At 51.3% G+C, this 17,123-nt stretch carries 16 protein-coding genes; 1 reads left to right on the top strand and 15 read right to left on the bottom strand.

The window, feature by feature from the left end; all coding sequences use genetic code 11:
• Positions 1 to 64 precede the first annotated feature (64 nt).
• The 13 genes from ACTQ3A_RS13215 to ACTQ3A_RS13275 all read right to left on the bottom strand — a co-directional run bounded on the left by ACTQ3A_RS13215 (position 65) and on the right by ACTQ3A_RS13275 (position 13,127).
• Positions 65 to 358: a hypothetical protein gene (locus ACTQ3A_RS13215; protein WP_441495134.1), complete on the bottom strand. Its 294-nt coding sequence runs from the start codon at positions 356 to 358 to the stop codon at positions 65 to 67.
• Between the two features lie 225 nt (positions 359 to 583).
• Entirely contained in the window at positions 584 to 769 is a 186-nt protein-coding gene (gene rpmB, locus ACTQ3A_RS13220) for a 50S ribosomal protein L28 (protein ID WP_441100361.1), read from the bottom strand.
• A 225-nt stretch (positions 770 to 994) separates the two neighbouring features.
• Positions 995 to 1,387, bottom strand: a complete 393-nt coding sequence (locus tag ACTQ3A_RS13225) for a GerW family sporulation protein (protein WP_441495133.1) — start codon at positions 1,385 to 1,387, stop codon at positions 995 to 997.
• Positions 1,388 to 1,651: 264 nt separating this feature from the next.
• A complete protein-coding gene (locus ACTQ3A_RS13230; protein ID WP_441495132.1) occupies positions 1,652 to 2,716 on the bottom strand; it encodes a DUF2953 domain-containing protein in 1,065 nt (354 codons plus the stop codon).
• A gap of 123 nt (positions 2,717 to 2,839) precedes the next feature.
• On the bottom strand, positions 2,840 to 3,205 hold the full coding sequence (locus tag ACTQ3A_RS13235) for a hypothetical protein (protein ID WP_441495131.1): 366 nt from the start codon (positions 3,203 to 3,205) through the stop codon (positions 2,840 to 2,842).
• The gene (locus tag ACTQ3A_RS13240) at positions 3,187 to 3,633 is read right to left on the bottom strand and encodes an NUDIX hydrolase (protein ID WP_441495130.1); all 447 of its coding nucleotides are present in this window, start codon (positions 3,631 to 3,633) and stop codon (positions 3,187 to 3,189) included. Before ACTQ3A_RS13240 ends, ACTQ3A_RS13235 begins: the two co-directional genes overlap by 19 nt.
• A gap of 111 nt (positions 3,634 to 3,744) precedes the next feature.
• Positions 3,745 to 5,259, bottom strand: coding sequence for a peptidoglycan D,D-transpeptidase FtsI family protein (locus ACTQ3A_RS13245; protein WP_441495340.1), 1,515 nt, complete (start codon positions 5,257 to 5,259; stop codon positions 3,745 to 3,747).
• The gene (locus ACTQ3A_RS13250) at positions 5,141 to 6,694 is read right to left on the bottom strand and encodes an FtsW/RodA/SpoVE family cell cycle protein (protein WP_441100367.1); all 1,554 of its coding nucleotides are present in this window, start codon (positions 6,692 to 6,694) and stop codon (positions 5,141 to 5,143) included. The genes ACTQ3A_RS13245 and ACTQ3A_RS13250 overlap by 119 nt, the downstream gene beginning before the upstream one ends.
• A gap of 51 nt (positions 6,695 to 6,745) precedes the next feature.
• Complete coding sequence (locus tag ACTQ3A_RS13255) at positions 6,746 to 9,106, bottom strand: peptidase U32 family protein (protein ID WP_441495135.1); 2,361 nt, start codon at positions 9,104 to 9,106, stop codon at positions 6,746 to 6,748.
• 7 nt (positions 9,107 to 9,113) lie between these two features.
• On the bottom strand, positions 9,114 to 9,485 hold the full coding sequence (locus ACTQ3A_RS13260) for a cell division protein ZapA (RefSeq protein WP_441100368.1): 372 nt from the start codon (positions 9,483 to 9,485) through the stop codon (positions 9,114 to 9,116).
• Positions 9,486 to 9,704: 219 nt separating this feature from the next.
• Positions 9,705 to 10,706: a Holliday junction branch migration DNA helicase RuvB gene (gene ruvB, locus ACTQ3A_RS13265; RefSeq protein WP_441495129.1), complete on the bottom strand. Its 1,002-nt coding sequence runs from the start codon at positions 10,704 to 10,706 to the stop codon at positions 9,705 to 9,707.
• Between the two features lie 194 nt (positions 10,707 to 10,900).
• The gene (ruvA, locus tag ACTQ3A_RS13270; protein ID WP_441495128.1) at positions 10,901 to 11,524 is read right to left on the bottom strand and encodes a Holliday junction branch migration protein RuvA; all 624 of its coding nucleotides are present in this window, start codon (positions 11,522 to 11,524) and stop codon (positions 10,901 to 10,903) included.
• A gap of 616 nt (positions 11,525 to 12,140) precedes the next feature.
• Positions 12,141 to 13,127 carry a uroporphyrinogen decarboxylase family protein gene (locus ACTQ3A_RS13275; protein WP_441495127.1) on the bottom strand — a complete coding sequence of 329 codons (987 nt, stop codon included), beginning with the start codon at positions 13,125 to 13,127 and terminating at the stop codon, positions 12,141 to 12,143.
• 505 nt (positions 13,128 to 13,632) lie between these two features.
• On the opposite strand from ACTQ3A_RS13275, the gene ACTQ3A_RS13280 reads away from it, so the two are divergent.
• Entirely contained in the window at positions 13,633 to 14,865 is a 1,233-nt protein-coding gene (locus ACTQ3A_RS13280) for a ribonuclease H-like domain-containing protein (protein WP_441495126.1), read from the top strand.
• Positions 14,866 to 14,972: 107 nt separating this feature from the next.
• Here the strand turns inward: ACTQ3A_RS13280 and ACTQ3A_RS13285 are convergent, their stop codons facing one another.
• Complete coding sequence (locus ACTQ3A_RS13285; protein WP_441495125.1) at positions 14,973 to 16,256, bottom strand: cation:proton antiporter; 1,284 nt, start codon at positions 16,254 to 16,256, stop codon at positions 14,973 to 14,975.
• Positions 16,257 to 16,260: 4 nt separating this feature from the next.
• On the bottom strand, positions 16,261 to 16,872 hold the full coding sequence (locus tag ACTQ3A_RS13290) for a TetR/AcrR family transcriptional regulator (protein ID WP_441495124.1): 612 nt from the start codon (positions 16,870 to 16,872) through the stop codon (positions 16,261 to 16,263).
• Between the last annotated feature and the right edge of the window lie 251 nt (positions 16,873 to 17,123).

Raw genomic sequence — 17,123 nt, forward strand, 5'->3', positions numbered from 1 at the left:
GTTTAGATTTTCCCACAATGCTTATCTTTTGGTCTTTGGTTCGGAATAGTGTAGTGCTGGCGGTCTATCTCTTGTTTTCGGTTGCTTGCTTCCTTACCGTACATGAGCATTGTGCCCCGTTTATAAACACCTTGCAGATTTTGTCAACGCCGTGAAATTTTACAAAGACTCTCTCTTTCGCAGGCGTATAAGGAAAGATTTTCTGATATACGCCTTCGCCTCTATAGTAATCATCGTCCTTATACCAGGTGTGAGGTAGTGTGATGGTTTCTCCGGTTATAACGGTTGACGGGTCGGTAAGGCCCCACGGCTGTATTTTGTACACCCAATTGTCGTTCCAGGACTTCGTTTTGCTCATTCGGTTCCTCCTTGTATATGATTATTTGGTTATATCATGACGGATCTGTCAAAAGGTTGATTTCAGATCATTCGGCGCTTTACACACCATAGTGATTCTATCATATCACTAAATAGAAAATAATACCAATCCAATAGAGGATTATGAAATAGAAAAAAGCTATGCAGAAACACTTTTGTATTTCCGCATAGCTCCCGGATGTTTTCTTCTTATGGAGTCGTGACTTCAGGCACGCTCTACAGCACCGCTTCTCAGGCAGCTGGTACAAACGTACATCTTCTTTGTACCCTGTGGTGTCTTTACACGTACAGCCTTAACGTTAGCTTTCCACATATGATTTGATCTTCTATGAGAATGGCTTACATTATTGCCAAAGTAAACAGCCTTATCGCAAATAGCACATTTTGCCATGATCACACCTCCTTAACCACAAACTAAAGCCGAATCTTATACAACGGCTTACAACACTCAGATATTGTATCAGAAGGTCCCGTTCTTTGCAAGAACTTTTTAAAGATTTCGCAAGAGATTTCGCAAGAACTTTTTTGAACCAAGCTTTTGGAACGTGAACTGAAGTTCAAAGTTTCATCCCGTCTGCATCGGGATAGAAGTTAATCCTTCCGGGATATTCCAGGCTTATTCTTCTGCGTCCGATTCTCCGGCGGAGGATCCGCTGTCATCCTTACCGACAGCTTCCCTGATCTTGGTCACGATGTCCGGGGCCATATCAATAATCTTGGAAACAGCATCCTGGCTCTTCATGCTGATCAGCTTTGTGGTGCCGTCCTTCGCTACCATCAGTACAGCGGCCGGGACCATCTTGGCGCCTGCCGCGCCGCCGCCGTTATCCTTGGAATTGTTGCTGAAAGCGCCGGCACCCATACCGAAGGAAACCTCTGAGAGGGGAATCATGATGCTGTCGCCGACCGGAACGGGCTGGCCGACAACTGCCTTCGTGGTAAGGAAGTTATTCAGTCCCTTGAAAAGCGAGTCAACATTATTTTCGAAGCTGTTCTTCTTGTCTGACATAATCCGTATTCCTCCTGTAGTCCGTTGTTATTTCAGATCCCTGCCGGCGGCGGGCTGCCTGTCCGATTTGTTTCGGAATTCCCGTTATGACGGCCCTGTACGGCCGGGTGTTTTTTTAAATATGAAAACTACTGCCTGGTTTAAAACTACTGCTGCCTGGTTGGGCATGACAGCGTGGAGACTGTATGGCCGGGTGTTATGCAAAATCATTTGAAGACTCTGCAGGCTGTCCTCCTGTCTGTCGGTGCAGCAGCTGAATCGCAATCAGGCAGCCCTCTTTCTGCGAGGGATGATGCCTTTTCTCTTTTTGCGACCGGTATCCGGTTTTCCCTCGCTTGTATCCGCTTGAGAGGACCCCTTGCGGCGGATCCGCCGCATCAGGATCCGGAATTCTCTGGCGGTGACGATTCTGAGAATTCGCACGAGTGGTACAATCAGAATGATATGACCTCGAAGATCCATATCTGCCTCAAGGATTTTCTGTTGAAAATCCGGCCGAATCTGCAGGCTGCCCGGTATCTTCGGATAAAAAATCGCGAAGATGCCGAGAAGCTGTCCGGTCAGTGCCGGATCGTCCGTGCCAAATTCGGCGTACCCGTCAATCCTCCGCGGAAGAATATGATGAAGCAGAGCTCCGATCTGCTTCAGTGCCATTTCCTTGAAGCAGTAGAAGGATTCCGATTCCAGGTAGTCGATCCAGTCCGCCGCGATGTTCAGAAAATGACGGATTTTCCGGAGAGCTTCCCCTGCAGAGGTGAAAAACCGGCGGATGGCCTTTCGAATCCGGCAGAACAGACTGCTGATCCGCGCTCCGAACCGGGCGAGCGGACCAGGCGTTTCACTTGCAGCCACCTCTATATCGAGTGCCGCAGCGTTTTCTTCGGTGCTCCTGTCGGGCATGTATTTCCATTGACCGGGACTTACCGTCGGCTGTTTCTTTGCCGCGGACCAGGTCTCTCCCCTGGCCTCAGAGGCACTGCGGAATGTTTTCGCACCGGCCCCGGTGGCTTCCTTTGTTTCTGTTGATTGGTGATTCCTTTTCTCTTTTCTTCTGTTGATCAGCTTCAGGAGTGGAATCCCGAGAATTCGTATCTCCCCGCTGTGCGTGCTGCTTCCGCCGCTTCGTCTGAAATGAAGGTCAGCATGGAAGAAGTGAAACAGCCACCAGACCTTTGCGTCTGCGCGGATTTCGTCTCCGTGCTTCTTCAGTTTCACCCGGTATAAAAAGGGGGTGAAAAGCAGGAGAAGGATGAGGACAAGAATAATCCCGATTATCCACAGCAGAATGATACCAATCGTTGACAGAATGTGAAGAAAAACTGACAGCATCCTTCCTCCTCTATCTTTCTGTCCGTGTCAGCTGCGACAACTGTGTCGCAGTGAGCGACATCTGTGCGTCAGTCTGCGGCAACTGCGTCTCAGTGCGCGGCAGCTGTGTCCTGGTCCGGAGATTCAGGATATGCTTCTGCTCCGGGTGCACATTCCGGGAGCATCCGTCTGCCTCAGATAGGATTTCATATCACATGATCCGGTCGCCTGAAACGTATCTCTGGCGATCTGCGCGATGACCTCGCATGCCTCGCGCTTTCCGACTGCCAGGCCTACTACCGGCGGAAGCGTACGCAGGATGATATCATTTCTAAGATATTTTGCCTCAATGATATCCAGCTGCTCCGCCTCGTTCAGAGGGTAAGTGATCAGAAACAATCCGGGAAACCAGGCACCCTTTCGGAGCGCGCGGCGGATTTTCGCTTCCTGTTCCTCCGCCCGTGTGCCGAGATACAGTTTGCCTGAAAATTTTACTTTTTGGGTACCCATAATCCTGATTTCTTCATCTCCATGTAAGTGCTGTATCCCTTTTCGAGGATCTGGCGCTCATTCGTGAATTTCAGCAGATGATAGGCCTCGTGGTATTTGTAATATCCGGAATCGATGAAATATTCCTCCCACTGCGGCTTGCTGTAATAACTGCTTCCCATCATCAGATACCAGTGGACCTGTTTGTCTACCGCTCCCTCCGGAACCTCAAATGTATAGTGGCTCGTTCCGATATATTTCATGATTGTAGCCTTTGCCCCGGATTCTTCACGAACTTCCCGAAGAGCCGTATCTGTGAACGATTCTCCCTGTTCGACAGTACCCTTTGGGAGAACCCAGCCTTCATAGCGACCTTTGAAATTTTTATACAGGACGAGGATTTTTCCCCGGAAGATGACGATTCCTCCGCAGCTGACCGCATTTATCATGTGTTTTATCCTCCCATAATTATGATTAGTATACGACAGTTGTGCGCCGTTCGCAAGGAAGGATATAAAATGCGGGAGTGCCGGATTCCGTCTGATTCCGACAGATCCCGTTTAGCTTTCGCTTCCGAAATATGTGGCGAATACCTGGCGGACGACATTGATTGCAGGGGCTGTGCCGTCTCCTCCGTTTTCCACAATGGCGCAGACCACGATATCATTATTCCCGGTGTTGGAGAAACCAACAAACCAGGAGTGGGAGTCACCCGCACTGTCGTATTCGGCGGTTCCGGTCTTTCCGACAATGTCATAGGGAAGGTCGGCGATGGCAGTTCCGGTTCCGCCCTGCACAACGCCTCTCATCGCTTCCGTCAGGTTTGCAGCCTGTCCCGCGTCCATGACCTGCTTTAAGGTTGTGGTCTGTGTGGTTTTTACCGTTCTTCCCTCAGCGCTTACAACGCTCTTTACAAAATAGGGCTTCAGCATCACGCCTTTATTGGCAACAGCCTGCCCGATCATGCACATCTGAAGCGGCGTGACTCTGGTGTCGCCCTGTCCGATCGCGGTCTGCATGGTCAGCTGGTCCGGTGTGCTGGAATCCAGCGTGAAGGTACTTGTTGTGACATCAAGATCGGTATCAACCGCCTGATTCAGACCGAAATCATCGGCAGTCTGCCGTAAGGTGGATTTGTCGATGTCGTTCTGACTCATGTAGGCGAAGGCACAGTTACACGAATTTGCAAACGCGCTGGCAAAGGTCTCCTGCCCATGCGCCTCGTAGTTGTAGCAATGTATCGTGAAACCTGCGTTTTCGTATGTTCCGGTGCAGTTGTAGGAAAAATTGTCGAAGCTGCCATTCTGCCGCAGGTACGCGAGCGCGGTGACGATCTTGAAGGTGGAGCCCGGCGGATAAAGTCCCTGGGTTGCGCGATTCAGGAAGATGCCGTTGTCGGAATTCGTCAGGGTGTCCCAGTTCTCCTCGACGGTGTTCGGATCATAGGTCGGGCTGCTGTAATCCACGAGGACGCTTCCGGTATCGACATCCATGGCGATTACTGCTCCCGAATTGTCACCCATCGCAGCGGCTGCTGCCTGCTGAAGGGGCACATTGAAGGTCGTCACGATGTTGTCGCCTGCCTTCTTCTGCTCGTTCAGATCGTTTTCCATCTGGGTGACGATGCCGGAGTGAGACTGGATCAGATCGTTGTTGTGGGTCGATTCCAGCCCGCTTCCTCCGTAGACGGAGTAACCGACTGACTGGGCAAACAGTGAGCCATAGGGATAGACTCTGGTTTCTGTACCGTCGTCTGCCGTGTCAGTTCTTGCCAGGGCAGTTGTGCCATCATCCGCCAGAATGGATCCGCGGATGATCTCCTGTGCCGCTTCCTCCTGCCGTTTATTGTATGGGCTGTTCAGCAGGGCATCACTGTCGTTGATCTGAAAGTATACCATGTAGACGATCAGAGACGCAAAAAGCGCAAGGGAGACGAAAGACACAATCCGGTAGGGCCTAATGATTGCGGAGCGCGAGATCTTCTTTTGTCTGTTCTTCGATCTTTCGTTCGAGGTCTCCGGTGTCCTGTCGTACCTGTCCGGATTGTCCCTGCGGTCTGTACGGCTGCTGTTCATACTGCTGTTCCGGTCGGAACGGCTGCTCCGGCCGGTACTGCTGCGGCCGGAATCCCTGATCCCGGTTCTGCGGCTGCCTCTGGAGCTCTCTGTTTCTCCGTATCCTCTCTCGTCTTTCTTCCTCAAGTTCTTCGTCCTCGTCCTTTCTCATGATGTACAGTCCCTGGATGATGGATATCATGGCAATTGTGCACATCAGTGAACTTCCTCCGTAGCTGACCAGCGGAAGCGTGATGCCTGTCATCGGGATGAATTTTGTCGTGCCGCCGATCGTCAGGAATACCTGAAAGGCATATTCCGTACCGAATCCGATCGCGACCAGCTTATAGAAGGGCCGGTCAAGGCGGAGAGCGATGTTTACGATCAGCAGATACATTCCCATGCAGAGGAGGATCAGGCAGATGGAAAAAATGATCCCGAATTCCTCACAGATAGCTGCAAAGGTGAAATCCTCATACGCGAGAGGAATCATCTCCGGATGACCGTTGAACAGGCCGGTGCCGAACCATCCGCCCGCGCAGACACCGAAGAGTGCCTGGATAATCTGATATCCGGTGCCTTCATAGTCGGAGAACGGATCCTTCCAGACCTGTACCCGGACGCGGACATGCTCAAAACGGCGGTAGGCTACGACACATGCGCCTGCCATGCCTCCCAGACCGAGAGCTATGTAGCCGGGATTCCTGGTGGCGACGTAAACCATGACGATATACGCGACAAAATATACAAGCGCAGCGCCAAGATCGGCGGACAGCGCCAGAATCCCGACATGGATCGCGACCACGATCGTGGTGATGACGACCTGCTTAAAGTCGGTGCGCTTCTGAAGCATGCCAGCCATGAACAGAACGACACTGATCTTGACAAACTCGGAAAACTGGAAGGAAATGCCTCCGATGTTCAGGTTGAGGTTAGCGCCGCCGGTAACCCGGCCGAGTGCCAGAACCGCTCCGAGCAGCAGGATGCCCACAATGCCGTAGAGCCATGTGAGCTTTGAAACCCAGCGGACTCTCCGGACAAAGACCGGGATAATGAAGCAGACCATCGTGGCAAACGCGGCGATGATGAACTGCTTTCTGGCATTATCGATTCCAAGCCTTGACTGCATGACAAGCCCGACGGTCAGGATCATGCACATTGTATTCAACAGAATGAGGGAGGCCTTCCGGTATATAATCCGGTATAAAATCTGAACCACCAGGATATATCCGATCACACAGATCAGCATGAGGATCATATAAGGCTCCTCGGACTGAAGGTACATGATGACATAGCTGACAGTGTTGAAAAGAACCATGAGCCAGATCTGGTTTCGCATGATCCGGCGCCGTGCCTCATCTGATTTCCTCTTGAGGACCATGAAGGTTTCCACCGTGAAAAAAATCATGATCAGAAGAAGAACGTATTTCGATACCTGTACTAATATTTTTACCATGAAACGGACACCTCATATTGTGGGGATCTTTCTGTCTTCTGCCATTTACGCCTACTCTACACCGCGGCGGAAATGTCCACGTGTGGTTTCGATATCCGGAAGATCACGCCGTTCAAGGAAGGCGGTCGCGATTTTCGAGGCGAGCGGACCGCTTTCATCTGTAAACTGCAGACGGAAGGATCGAAAATGCAGCCTGTCCAGCGGGGATAAGGAATCTCTGCCGTCGCTCAGATGCTCTTTTAACAGCGAGGAAGGCAGACTGTTGTAGATGATATTGTAGCAGGAAACGCAGTGACATTCCGCGGGGAACCTGGCTCCCTTTCTGTCCTTCAGAACAAGACGCGCATCGGAATGAGTGCAGCGGTCCATTGTCTTCTTCAGGCAGTGAGCCGACAGCATCATCGGAGCGCGGCCGTATACAATGATTTCGCTCGTGCGGTTATATCTTTTTTGAAGTTCCCGGTAATTGAGTTCGAGGGAGGCCGTGTTGCGGGAATATCCCCAGCGGGCCAGGAAATCTTCTGCCCGCGTATTCATCGTGTAGATTCCGGCGTCTGCCACCGTACATCCGGTAAGACCAAGGAAGCGGAGCAGGCCGAGCTCCTCGAGGTTTCGCACCAGAATGGCACAGGAAGACGCAGCCGTGGATTCCGGGAACAAGGACATATATGCACGGACAAGGGAGGTCAGCGACGCTTCGCTGTCTTTTCGCATCACATAGGGGAGCATCAGAAAGGCGGACTTTCCGGATTCCTGTGTCCTCCGTACTGCTTCTGACAGAAATCCGGAGTGTGCGTTGTCTCCAAGGAACATCTCGGCGTCGAGCCAGAGTGCGGAGAGACCCTTTACGTCCAGAAGAGCACGGAGCTGTTCCACGGTGCTGACGGATGCGGTACAGCAGGTCCGCCCTGGCTCCGCAGCATCTGTATCTGTACGGAAGAAATCCCTTGATGTATTTGAAACAGCCGGGGCGCTGCGGCGGTATGTCTCGCGGATTTTTTCGGAAAGCGCAGAAAAACCCTCTCTCCGAAGCTCGTTTAACAGCTGCATCGGAACGAAGAGATTCTTCTCCGCTTTCAGACGCAGATCCTGAAAATAGAAAGGGCTGTTACCGGTCTTGTTCATTTGCGCGAGAATTCGCTCTTCGGTGACCGGACGGTTTTCTGCGATCTGTACTCCGCCTTTTTGAATCCGGACATGAACAGATCCGGTTTCGCCGGAGACAATTTTCCCGGAAAAATCCGGGCCGGCAGGGAAACGGGGCGTCTGGTCCGCTGACCATGACAGATCAAGAACGGCGCCTTCGTCTACAGTGAGTCTGAGCCTTGCGGCGACAGGAGTCTGCAGCCTGTGGGCAGCCTCGCGGGTGCTGAGATCGGCGCGGATTCGTCCGGTCAGCTGCTGAGCGGCCTTCTGACGGACATCGCTCAGCTTTTCATTTTTGAGGGCAATCATATCCCTGCCGTTTCGCTGCAGATAACAGCCGGGATGAAAGCCGTCGCGGTTGAAGAGATTCCATAGAAACTCCAGGTCTTCGCTGTCTATGCGGTAGTGGTCCGGATCCGAGAGGAAGCGGTCGATGTATTTGCGGTAGACCTGCACGACGCCGGCGGTGTACTCCGGTTTTTTCATGCGGCCTTCTATTTTAAAGGAAGAAATACCCGCGCGGATGAGATCCGGGAGAATCTTAACTGTGTTCATATCCTTCATGTTCAGCGGATATCTGGTGTTCTTCCCGGTGAGGAGCTTTCCGTCTTCATAGACTTCGAAAGGAAGGCGGCAGACACCGGCACATCTGCCCCGGTTTCCGCTGCGGCCTCCGATAAGGCTGCTCATCAGGCACTGGCCGGAATAGCTGTAACACATCGCTCCGTGGATAAAGCTCTCGATCTCCATACCGGTCTTGTCGTGAATGAGACGGATCTCTTCCAGAGAGAGTTCCCTTGCGGGGACGATTCTGGACATGCCGATCTCCTTCAGGAAGGCAGCACCGTGAACACCGGTCACCGTCATTTGCGTGCTGGCATGGAGGGGAAGATCCGGAAATACATGCTGAAAAAGATCGATGACGCCGAAATCCTGTACAATGACCCCGTCAAGCCCCTCCTCCACATATGGTTTCATGAAGTCTTCGAGGTCTTTTTCCATCTCGGAATCCTTGACCAGAGTGTTGACGGTCATGTAGAGCTTTTTTCCGAGCCTGTGTGCAAGGTCAATGGCTTCACAGAGCTCGGTTTCACCGGGATTGTCGGCATACGCTCTCGCGCCGAACCGGCTGCCTCCGATGTATACGGCGTCGGCTCCTGCAATGTAGGCGGCCTTCAGAGCTTCGACAGAACCGGCAGGGGCCAGAAGCTCTGTTTGAACGGCGGGGATGCCTGCCTTTCTTCCACCGGAAATCCTTTCGGTCATCTCTCGCTTATTTGCGGGTACTGTCATTGCTTCTGCTTTCACGAAGTCTTGCATTTTCCTTCTTGAGCCTTTCAATTTCCATCTGTGCCGCCACGAGGTCGTGCTTGATATCGTAGGTGCTCTGGTCCTTGTTCTCGAGATCCTGCTCCATAGAATCTACCTGGGATTTTGCCTTGAAGTAGTCATCTGCGATGTTGAACTCGAGAAGCATGGATTTCGTATCCTGTGTCAGGCGGCCGTAGCCGCTGATGGAGCTGAGCTCGGCGATCTTGTTGTTGAGATAGAATGCAACTCTCTGCAGGTATTCCTCACTCTCGTAACCGGAAAGAGTAATTGCCTTTCCGTCAATCAGAACCTTTACTGAATGCTTTTCCGCCATATGTTTATCCCTCTGTATCTGTATTGTCTATATGTTATAAATACGGATTCTGCCGGATGCAGGCGATCCGGTTTCCGCTTCCGGTGTATCTGTGCTGCGGATTGTTCTTTTGACAGATTTGCTGTATCTGCGGTGCAGATTCCTCTTCTGTCACATCCGCGGTGCATCTTCCTCACCTGGTATGTCTGCGCTTCTTCTCTGATGAATCTGCGCTGTGCCTTAGTTCTCGGGGATATCTATCCCGAGATGGTGGTAGGCAAGCTCGGTCGCCACTCTTCCGCTGTGTGTCCGGTTGAGAAAACCATTCTTGATCAGATACGGTTCGTAGACATCCTCGATGGTGCCGGAATCTTCGCCGATGGCAGCGGCGAGCGTATCCAGGCCTACCGGTCCTCCCTTGAACTTGTCGATGATTGTGGTCAGCAGCTTGCGGTCGGTGCGGTCCAACCCGTACCGGTCCACCTCCAGAAGATTCAGCGCCATATTCGCGACATCCGCGGTGATCCTTCCGTCATACTGAACCATTGCGAAATCCCGGACACGTTTCAGAAGACGGTTGGCAATCCGCGGGGTTCCGCGTGATCGTCTGGCAAGCTCGTGCGCGCCTTCATCGTCGATCTCAACGTTCAGAATCCGCGAGGAGTGAAGGATGATCTCACTGAGCTCATCAACGGTATAGAATTCCATGTGCTGGATCACGCCGAATCGATCCCTCAGGGGCGCGGTCAGGAGTCCTGCTCTTGTCGTGGCACCCACCAGGGTGAATTTCGGGAGATCGAGCCTTATGGACCGGGCGGAGGAACCCTTACCGATCATAATATCGATGGCGTAATCCTCCATCGCCGGATAGAGGACTTCCTCCACCTGCCGGTTCAGGCGGTGAATCTCGTCGACAAACAGGATGTCACCCTCCTGCAGATTGTTCAGGATCGCGGCCATCTCTCCCGGCTTTTCAATTGCCGGTCCGGACGTTACCTTCATATGCGTGCCCATTTCATTAGCAATAATACCCGCAAGAGTGGTTTTTCCGAGGCCGGGCGGACCGTAAAACAGGACATGGTCCAGAACGTCGCCTCTCTGCCGGGCGGCCTGTATATAAATCCGAAGATTGTTTTTGGCCTTTTCCTGGCCGATATATTCGTCGAGACGCTGCGGACGGAGACTTTTCTCTACCGGTTCATCCTCCTGCTGCGCCTCGGTTTGTATGATTCGTTTTTCCATAAATACCTGAATGATGTATTACACCACTAATAATGTCAGTTACAGATCGTTCCGTGCTGCTGTGCTCCCGCAATCCTGTACATGGGCGGATCTGCGGCCTGTCGCGGAGCGGATAGAATGCAGGTCAGAATAAAAAATTCAGCAGCTGTCTCTGCGGCAGATGCGCGCCGTTGAGAGAGCGGACAGAACGCAGGTCAGAATAAAAATTTCAGGGCTGCCTTCAGGATGGCTTCAGAGTCCATGCTTTCATCGGTGGCTGCCTTTCGAACAGCCTGCAGGGCCTCGGCTCCCGAGTAGCCGAGAGCGACAAGTGCCTGCACGGCATCATCCGCAGCGGCGGACTGTCCGCCGGAACCGGGCTCAGCGGTACTGTCCGCTTCCGCCCCGTGTGCAAGCTTTTTCTCAAAGGCTTCGTCAAGACGGAACTTGTCCTTCAATTCCAGTATGAGCTTCTGGGCGGTCTTTTTTCCGATGCCCGGCGCCTTCGCAATCGCGGCAGCATCGTCGGCGAGCACCGCAAAGCGCAGATTGTCTGATGTCATGGTGGAGAGAACGCCGAGAGCTCCCCTCGGACCGATTCCGCTGACATTTAACAGGAGCCGGAAGACCTCGAGATCATCTCTTGTGAAGAACCCGTAGAGAGTCACCGCGTCTTCGCGGACGGCCATATGGGTGTACAGCTTCACGTCATCTCCTGTGCGGAGATCCCGGTCGATGAGGGCTGCCGGTACATAAACGATCCAGCCGATCCCGTGATTGTCTATGACGACGTAATCCGGGCCTGTTTCTTCAATTGTGCCTTTCAGAAATCCTATCATGCGCGTGTGCCTTTCAGAAATTCTATCCCTGGTACAGAGTGCCCCATATTTCAATCATATTACCACGAAACGGAGGATTTTGTAAACCGTGCCACAAACCGTACAGGGATGTTTCACGATTGTATACTCTACACGACTTTCTCTTAAGCTGCGTTTTTTTGTTGCCTTCGATCTCGGATTCTCTTTTGACAGCATTCTTCTTCCGTTAGGACAAAAAACGCACATTACTCCTATATATGAGCATAACAGAAAAAGCAAAAAAGAAAGGCCCCCATACCAGGTGTGTAAATATAAACCCAGCATGACAGCCATATCATCACTTTATTCGATTGTATAGTTCATTTATGAAACAGCCCCATAGTGATTTTATCAGATTTTATATGAGTTTCTAGATGATCAGTTCATCTGCGAAGGATCCCGTATTGGTAGATCATATCGATAAATACATCAATGATTGTGTCATACCTCTTGTCCCCTGCTGCGAAAATGTCCTGTCGGCACAATCTTTGCTGCTTCTGCCGCACCAAAATTGTACCAAGACTCTCCCTCTATCCATCCGGATGCTGTAAACCAGACGGTCTGACGGATATCTGACACATGCTTTTTTAGCCCACGTTTATGTAACAGGGTGCTCCTGCGCATACCTTCGTCCGTATTTTTCCAGCTCATCACGATAGATTTGGTTATTCCATTCCCGGAAGCAGACGCCGTTCGGAATGGACGGATAGAACCGCCCGGCAGGACAGTATTCATCAATCGCTCTTCTGACTTCCTGCCGGATTGCCTCTTCCGAGATGCCATCCACATCTATGGCAGGGCCGTCCACCCCGCCGACCATGGCAAGTTTGCCCTCCGTAATCTGCTGGATTTTAACAATGTCATTCTGCGCAATGACTCCCTGCCAGATATCAATGCCCAGATCTACCATGTCGGTCACCAGAGGCTGGCAGATGCAGTCTGCATGGTGCATGTAAATCATGCCGCAGTCATGGATCGCGTCGGAAATTTCCTGCTGCAGAGGTTTTATGATGTTTCTCCAGACAGCCGGAGGCAGAAAGACATTCTGCTTGGAGCCCCAGTCATCATGATAGAAAATGATATCCGGGTGAACCTTTTCCGCCATCTGCCTGATGTAGGCAATTTTGAAATCCTTGATGACGGACAGCAGTTCCTTCATCTCATCCGGATATTCCAGATAATCCATCAGGGCATTTTCCATACCAAGAAGGAAATGCGACCTCTCAAACAGTCCTCCTCCGAACATTATTCCGACAAATTTTTCTTTCCGGTCAACTCCCTCGGCCACTTTCTGCGCAGGCCCCCAGTCCAGATTTTCCAGAGACGGCACGTTGACATAGCGGTCCCAGTTTTCGATATCCTTAATGACCACATTATCGGGAGTGATATACGGATGAGCCCCCGGCGCACCCGGTTTCCAGACGTAGGGGACTCCCCAGGAATCCGGATGAATTTTCCCATCCTGCGGCGGGATATCCCGCATCAGTACCGGATCCGGAAGCAATACAATCGCATCCATCAAATCCCCGTAGTAATCCGGCTGTTCTCTGTTGTAAACTGCTATAGCATTTTCCCTTGGTGTCATTTCTCAGCCTCCTTTATGTATCTTTTTGCTAAAACTGCCAGAGTATGATTGCACCATAGAGTCATCACCCCATCGGCGGGAATTCTCTCCATATTTCGTATCTTTTATTGCTGTAATCACCATTGTAAGAATGGCATGCGTTCTGCAACAGATGCCGACAGCACAATTATTACACGTCTCTTCTTTGGAATTTTGTGCCCGCTGCGAAAATGCTGAAGGGTTAGCTGGAAAACGGAACTTCTGTTGAAGAACTTTCTGCTTCCGGGCAGGAGAAAGCTGCCAAATATCTGCAGATTCGGCATTACGGGAGTAAAACAACCGTTGTTTTCAATGAAAAAGTAATCCGCGAGCTAGTTCATTCATGATACAGCTCTACAAACTGTACAGCTGTGCAATGCTCCGTGCTTCGCTTGCGGCAAGATGGCGTGAAAGCTATAATGTAGGAATATGACTGCAGGATACAGACGTTTTGACTTGAGAAAAACTGTGCAGAAAGGAGAAGATAATGCGGAAAAGACAGGAAACTGCGGAGCAACATCTGACGGAAAAGATCCGGGAATATTTTCCGGATGAGGACGTGGTTTTGTTTGATATAGAGACGACGGGACTTTCCTGGAAAACCTCTCATGTATATCTGATCGGTGTCCTGTACTGCTGCTGCGGCGAGTGGATTCTGGTTCAGTGGTTTCTGGACAGGCCTTCAGAGGAGAAAAACCTTCTGCAGATGTTCGGAGATTTTCTGCACGATCTGAAGGGGAAAGAAAAAAACGGGAATTCCGAAGAAGGTGGAGGCAGTGTGCGGCTTCTGCATTATAATGGCAATTTGTTTGATCTTCCGTATATCCGGCATAAATGTGAGTTTTACGGTCTGACAGACCCGTTTGAGAGGATGGAGAGCGTTGATATCTACCGGGAGGTGCGTCCTCTTCAGAAGTTTCTCGGCCTGCCCTCTCTGAAGCAGAAGGATGTGGAGAAATTTCTCGGGGTCGAAAGAGAGGATCGCTCAAGTGGCGGTGATCTGATACCGGTATACCGGCGTTATCTGGAGAGCCGGGATGAGGAGCTGCTGCATCTTCTCTTCCTTCACAATCATGACGATGTCGCGGGCATGGCGGATATTCTGCCGGTACTCTCCTATCCTCTCTTTTTCGGCGGAGGCTTCTGCCTGTCCGGAGAAGCAATGGTTGGAGAATCCGGAGAAACAATGGCTGGCGGAGATGGTTCGTGCTTTGAAGAGAACGGGGAGAATCCATCGGAGAGACAGGCACTGCGGATCCGCATGAAAGCCGATCACGCCTTCCCTGTTCCGGCTGCGGTCGCGGACCGGGAGTACGGGGCGGTTCTCCGTTTAGGATGCGGGGAGAATCCGCTGAGTGCGGATCTTCTGATCCGCACACGAAAGACGGAGATGAAGCATTTCTTTTCCGATTACAGGAATTACTTCTATCTGCCGGATGAGGACAGGGCAATTCATCGGGACGTTGCGATATATGTAGATCCGGAGCATCGGGAAAAAGCCAGGGCGGCAACCTGTTACCAAAAAGCCAGGGGGACCTTTCTGCCGCAGTTCTCCGGTAAGATCGAGCCGGCCTTTTACATGGACTACAAATCAAAGCCCGCCTACTTCCGGTGGGAGGATCTTCGGCCAAAGCCTGACGGGAGCGAAGAAACGGAAAATGCGGTCCTCCGGCAGTATCTTCTGGATTTTTTTAAAGTTTTTCGCAGGACCAGCCGCTAAACCGGTCATTAGACCAGCCGTTAAACCGGTCGCTTAGAAAAACCGCTAAATCAGCCGTTAGACAGCCGTTAAGAGGCATACCGGCTCCGATCTTTTGCCTCTGACAGTCAGTTAACCGGGCCTGAGGTCCTGTCCGTTGTGCTGTCAGATGCATGAATGGTCTTTGACTTTGCTTCAGTCTCTCCGGCAAGTTCAAAGCCCTTTTTTGCCGCGATTACCGCGATGATCTCATTGATCACGGCTGCGGCCGCGATGGTCCCCTTCACCAGTGATGAGAGCTCGGGCCGGGAAGCCGCGAGAACACTGCATACAATTCCGGTAAACACCAGAGATACACCGGAATGCGGGAGAAGCGTGAGCCCAAGATATTTCTGAACCGTGACCGGCATATGCGTTGCCCTGGCACCTGCTCTTGCACCGAAATATTTTCCAAAGGCACGGGAAGCAATGTAGACAAAGGTATAGAGCCCCGCTCCCATAATCAGGTGATAGTCAAGCGGAGCACCAAGGTCGGTGATGGCGGCCAGCAGGCTGACGCCGAGGATGGGATGAAACCATGCCGTTGTCTGCTCCAGCTGTCTCTGCGGGATCTGGTTGGAGAATACAGCGGAGAAGGATACTCCCATCAGCATGTAATTCAGTGTGATATTTGTAAAAACCACCCGGTTGAAAAACAGACCAATTGCTGCGGTAAGCGTAATTCCGGCCAGTAGAATCAGAAGTGTTCCGGACTTTCCCGGTTTTTTCTTCAACAGCATTCCTGCCGGAACACCGGTTATAATGCCGATCGCGATCGGCAGAAAAATCATGACAGGAATCATATACAGAGGCACTGCTCCGCCGGAAACTTTGCTGGCAATAAAGGAATTTACGGTAAAGAAGACGGCAATTCCGACAATATCATCCAATACCGCCATGGGAAGCAGCGTGTCTGTAACTGGGCCTTTCGTATGAAATTCCTGGACAATGGATAAGGCAGGCGCAGGAGCTGTGGCAAGAGCGATGCCACCAAATGCGGGCGCAAGCCAGACGGGCTCACCCGCAAAATAAAGCACCACAGCGAAGGTCACAGAGACTATGGCAAAGGTTCCGAGGGACTGCGTCAATGTCGTAATGATTAACGCCCGCCCATAAGATGCTATTTTCGTCCAGATAAGTTCCGTCCCCAGCATCAGTCCAAACGCGCACTGCATCCAGATAATCATCATCTTATACCATCCGGTATCCAGAATTGACTGTGAAAGCAGGTCCGCTCCGCAGGGACCGAGCAGCATGCCGGCAATCAGCCATCCCAGAATCGCCGGCATTTTTATTTTTGTGATCAGCTTTCCGCAAAGCCAGGCAAGAACCAGGGTCCCTGCCCAGCGAAGAATCATAACCAGAGTCTCCATGTCTTTACTCCTCTCTTTTCAGAATTCCGTACAAGAAGATATTCACGAGAGTTCTGCAATCCTTTTCGTGTCTCGCCAGATCCAGACCGCCCTCTGACGGATGATGGTAACTGGCATTCAGTGAATCCTGCATCATGCGAAAAGCTCTTATGATTTCTTCTTCCGTGAGATCACTGCGCAGCTTCCGGTTTCTGAGAATCCTGCGCAGGTAATTATCATTCACTTCGTCAAAATCCCGCCGGATATCTGCGATTTTGCTCTGCAGACAGGCCGGTGGAAAAATAACGGCACCGCAGAAAATACGGGCATAGTCCTCGTGTGCCTGAAAAAAATCCAGGCGTGCGCTGAAATAGGCGGTAAGAAGATCCTCCGGTTCTGCTTCCCCTGTAAGATGATCCTTCAGGTATCCTGTAAGAGAGTGAAAACATTCCTTCAGACAGGCCAGATAAAGATCGTCCTTGGATTCGAAATAATGATAGATGATCCCCTTGGAAATGCCGCCGGAGAGACAGACGGTATTCAGTGACGCAGCCTCATATCCATGCGCCGCAAATTCAGCGGTTGCGCCTGCCAGAATTTTCGCCCGTGTCTGACGGTTCTTCTCTTCTCTGTTCATACATATAATCCTTTCGTTTGCTGCAGTCAGAAACCCACTGCCTTGCCGATGCTGGAGCTGACAGATCAGGTATCTCTAAAATAAATGACCATGCGGTCGATATATGAAATATACCACTTATCGACTACATGGTCAATATATTACTGTATAGCCTAATAAGTTGTGGGGCCAAGCCCCATTAAAAAAGCGCAAAAAACCCCTATCCAATCTAAACGTGCTTTTATGGGGTAAAATATCAAATGCTATGCGAC

It is taken from the genome of Bilifractor sp. LCP21S3_F8 (genome assembly GCF_052117805.1).
Lineage (GTDB): Bacteria > Bacillota > Clostridia > Lachnospirales > Lachnospiraceae > Bilifractor.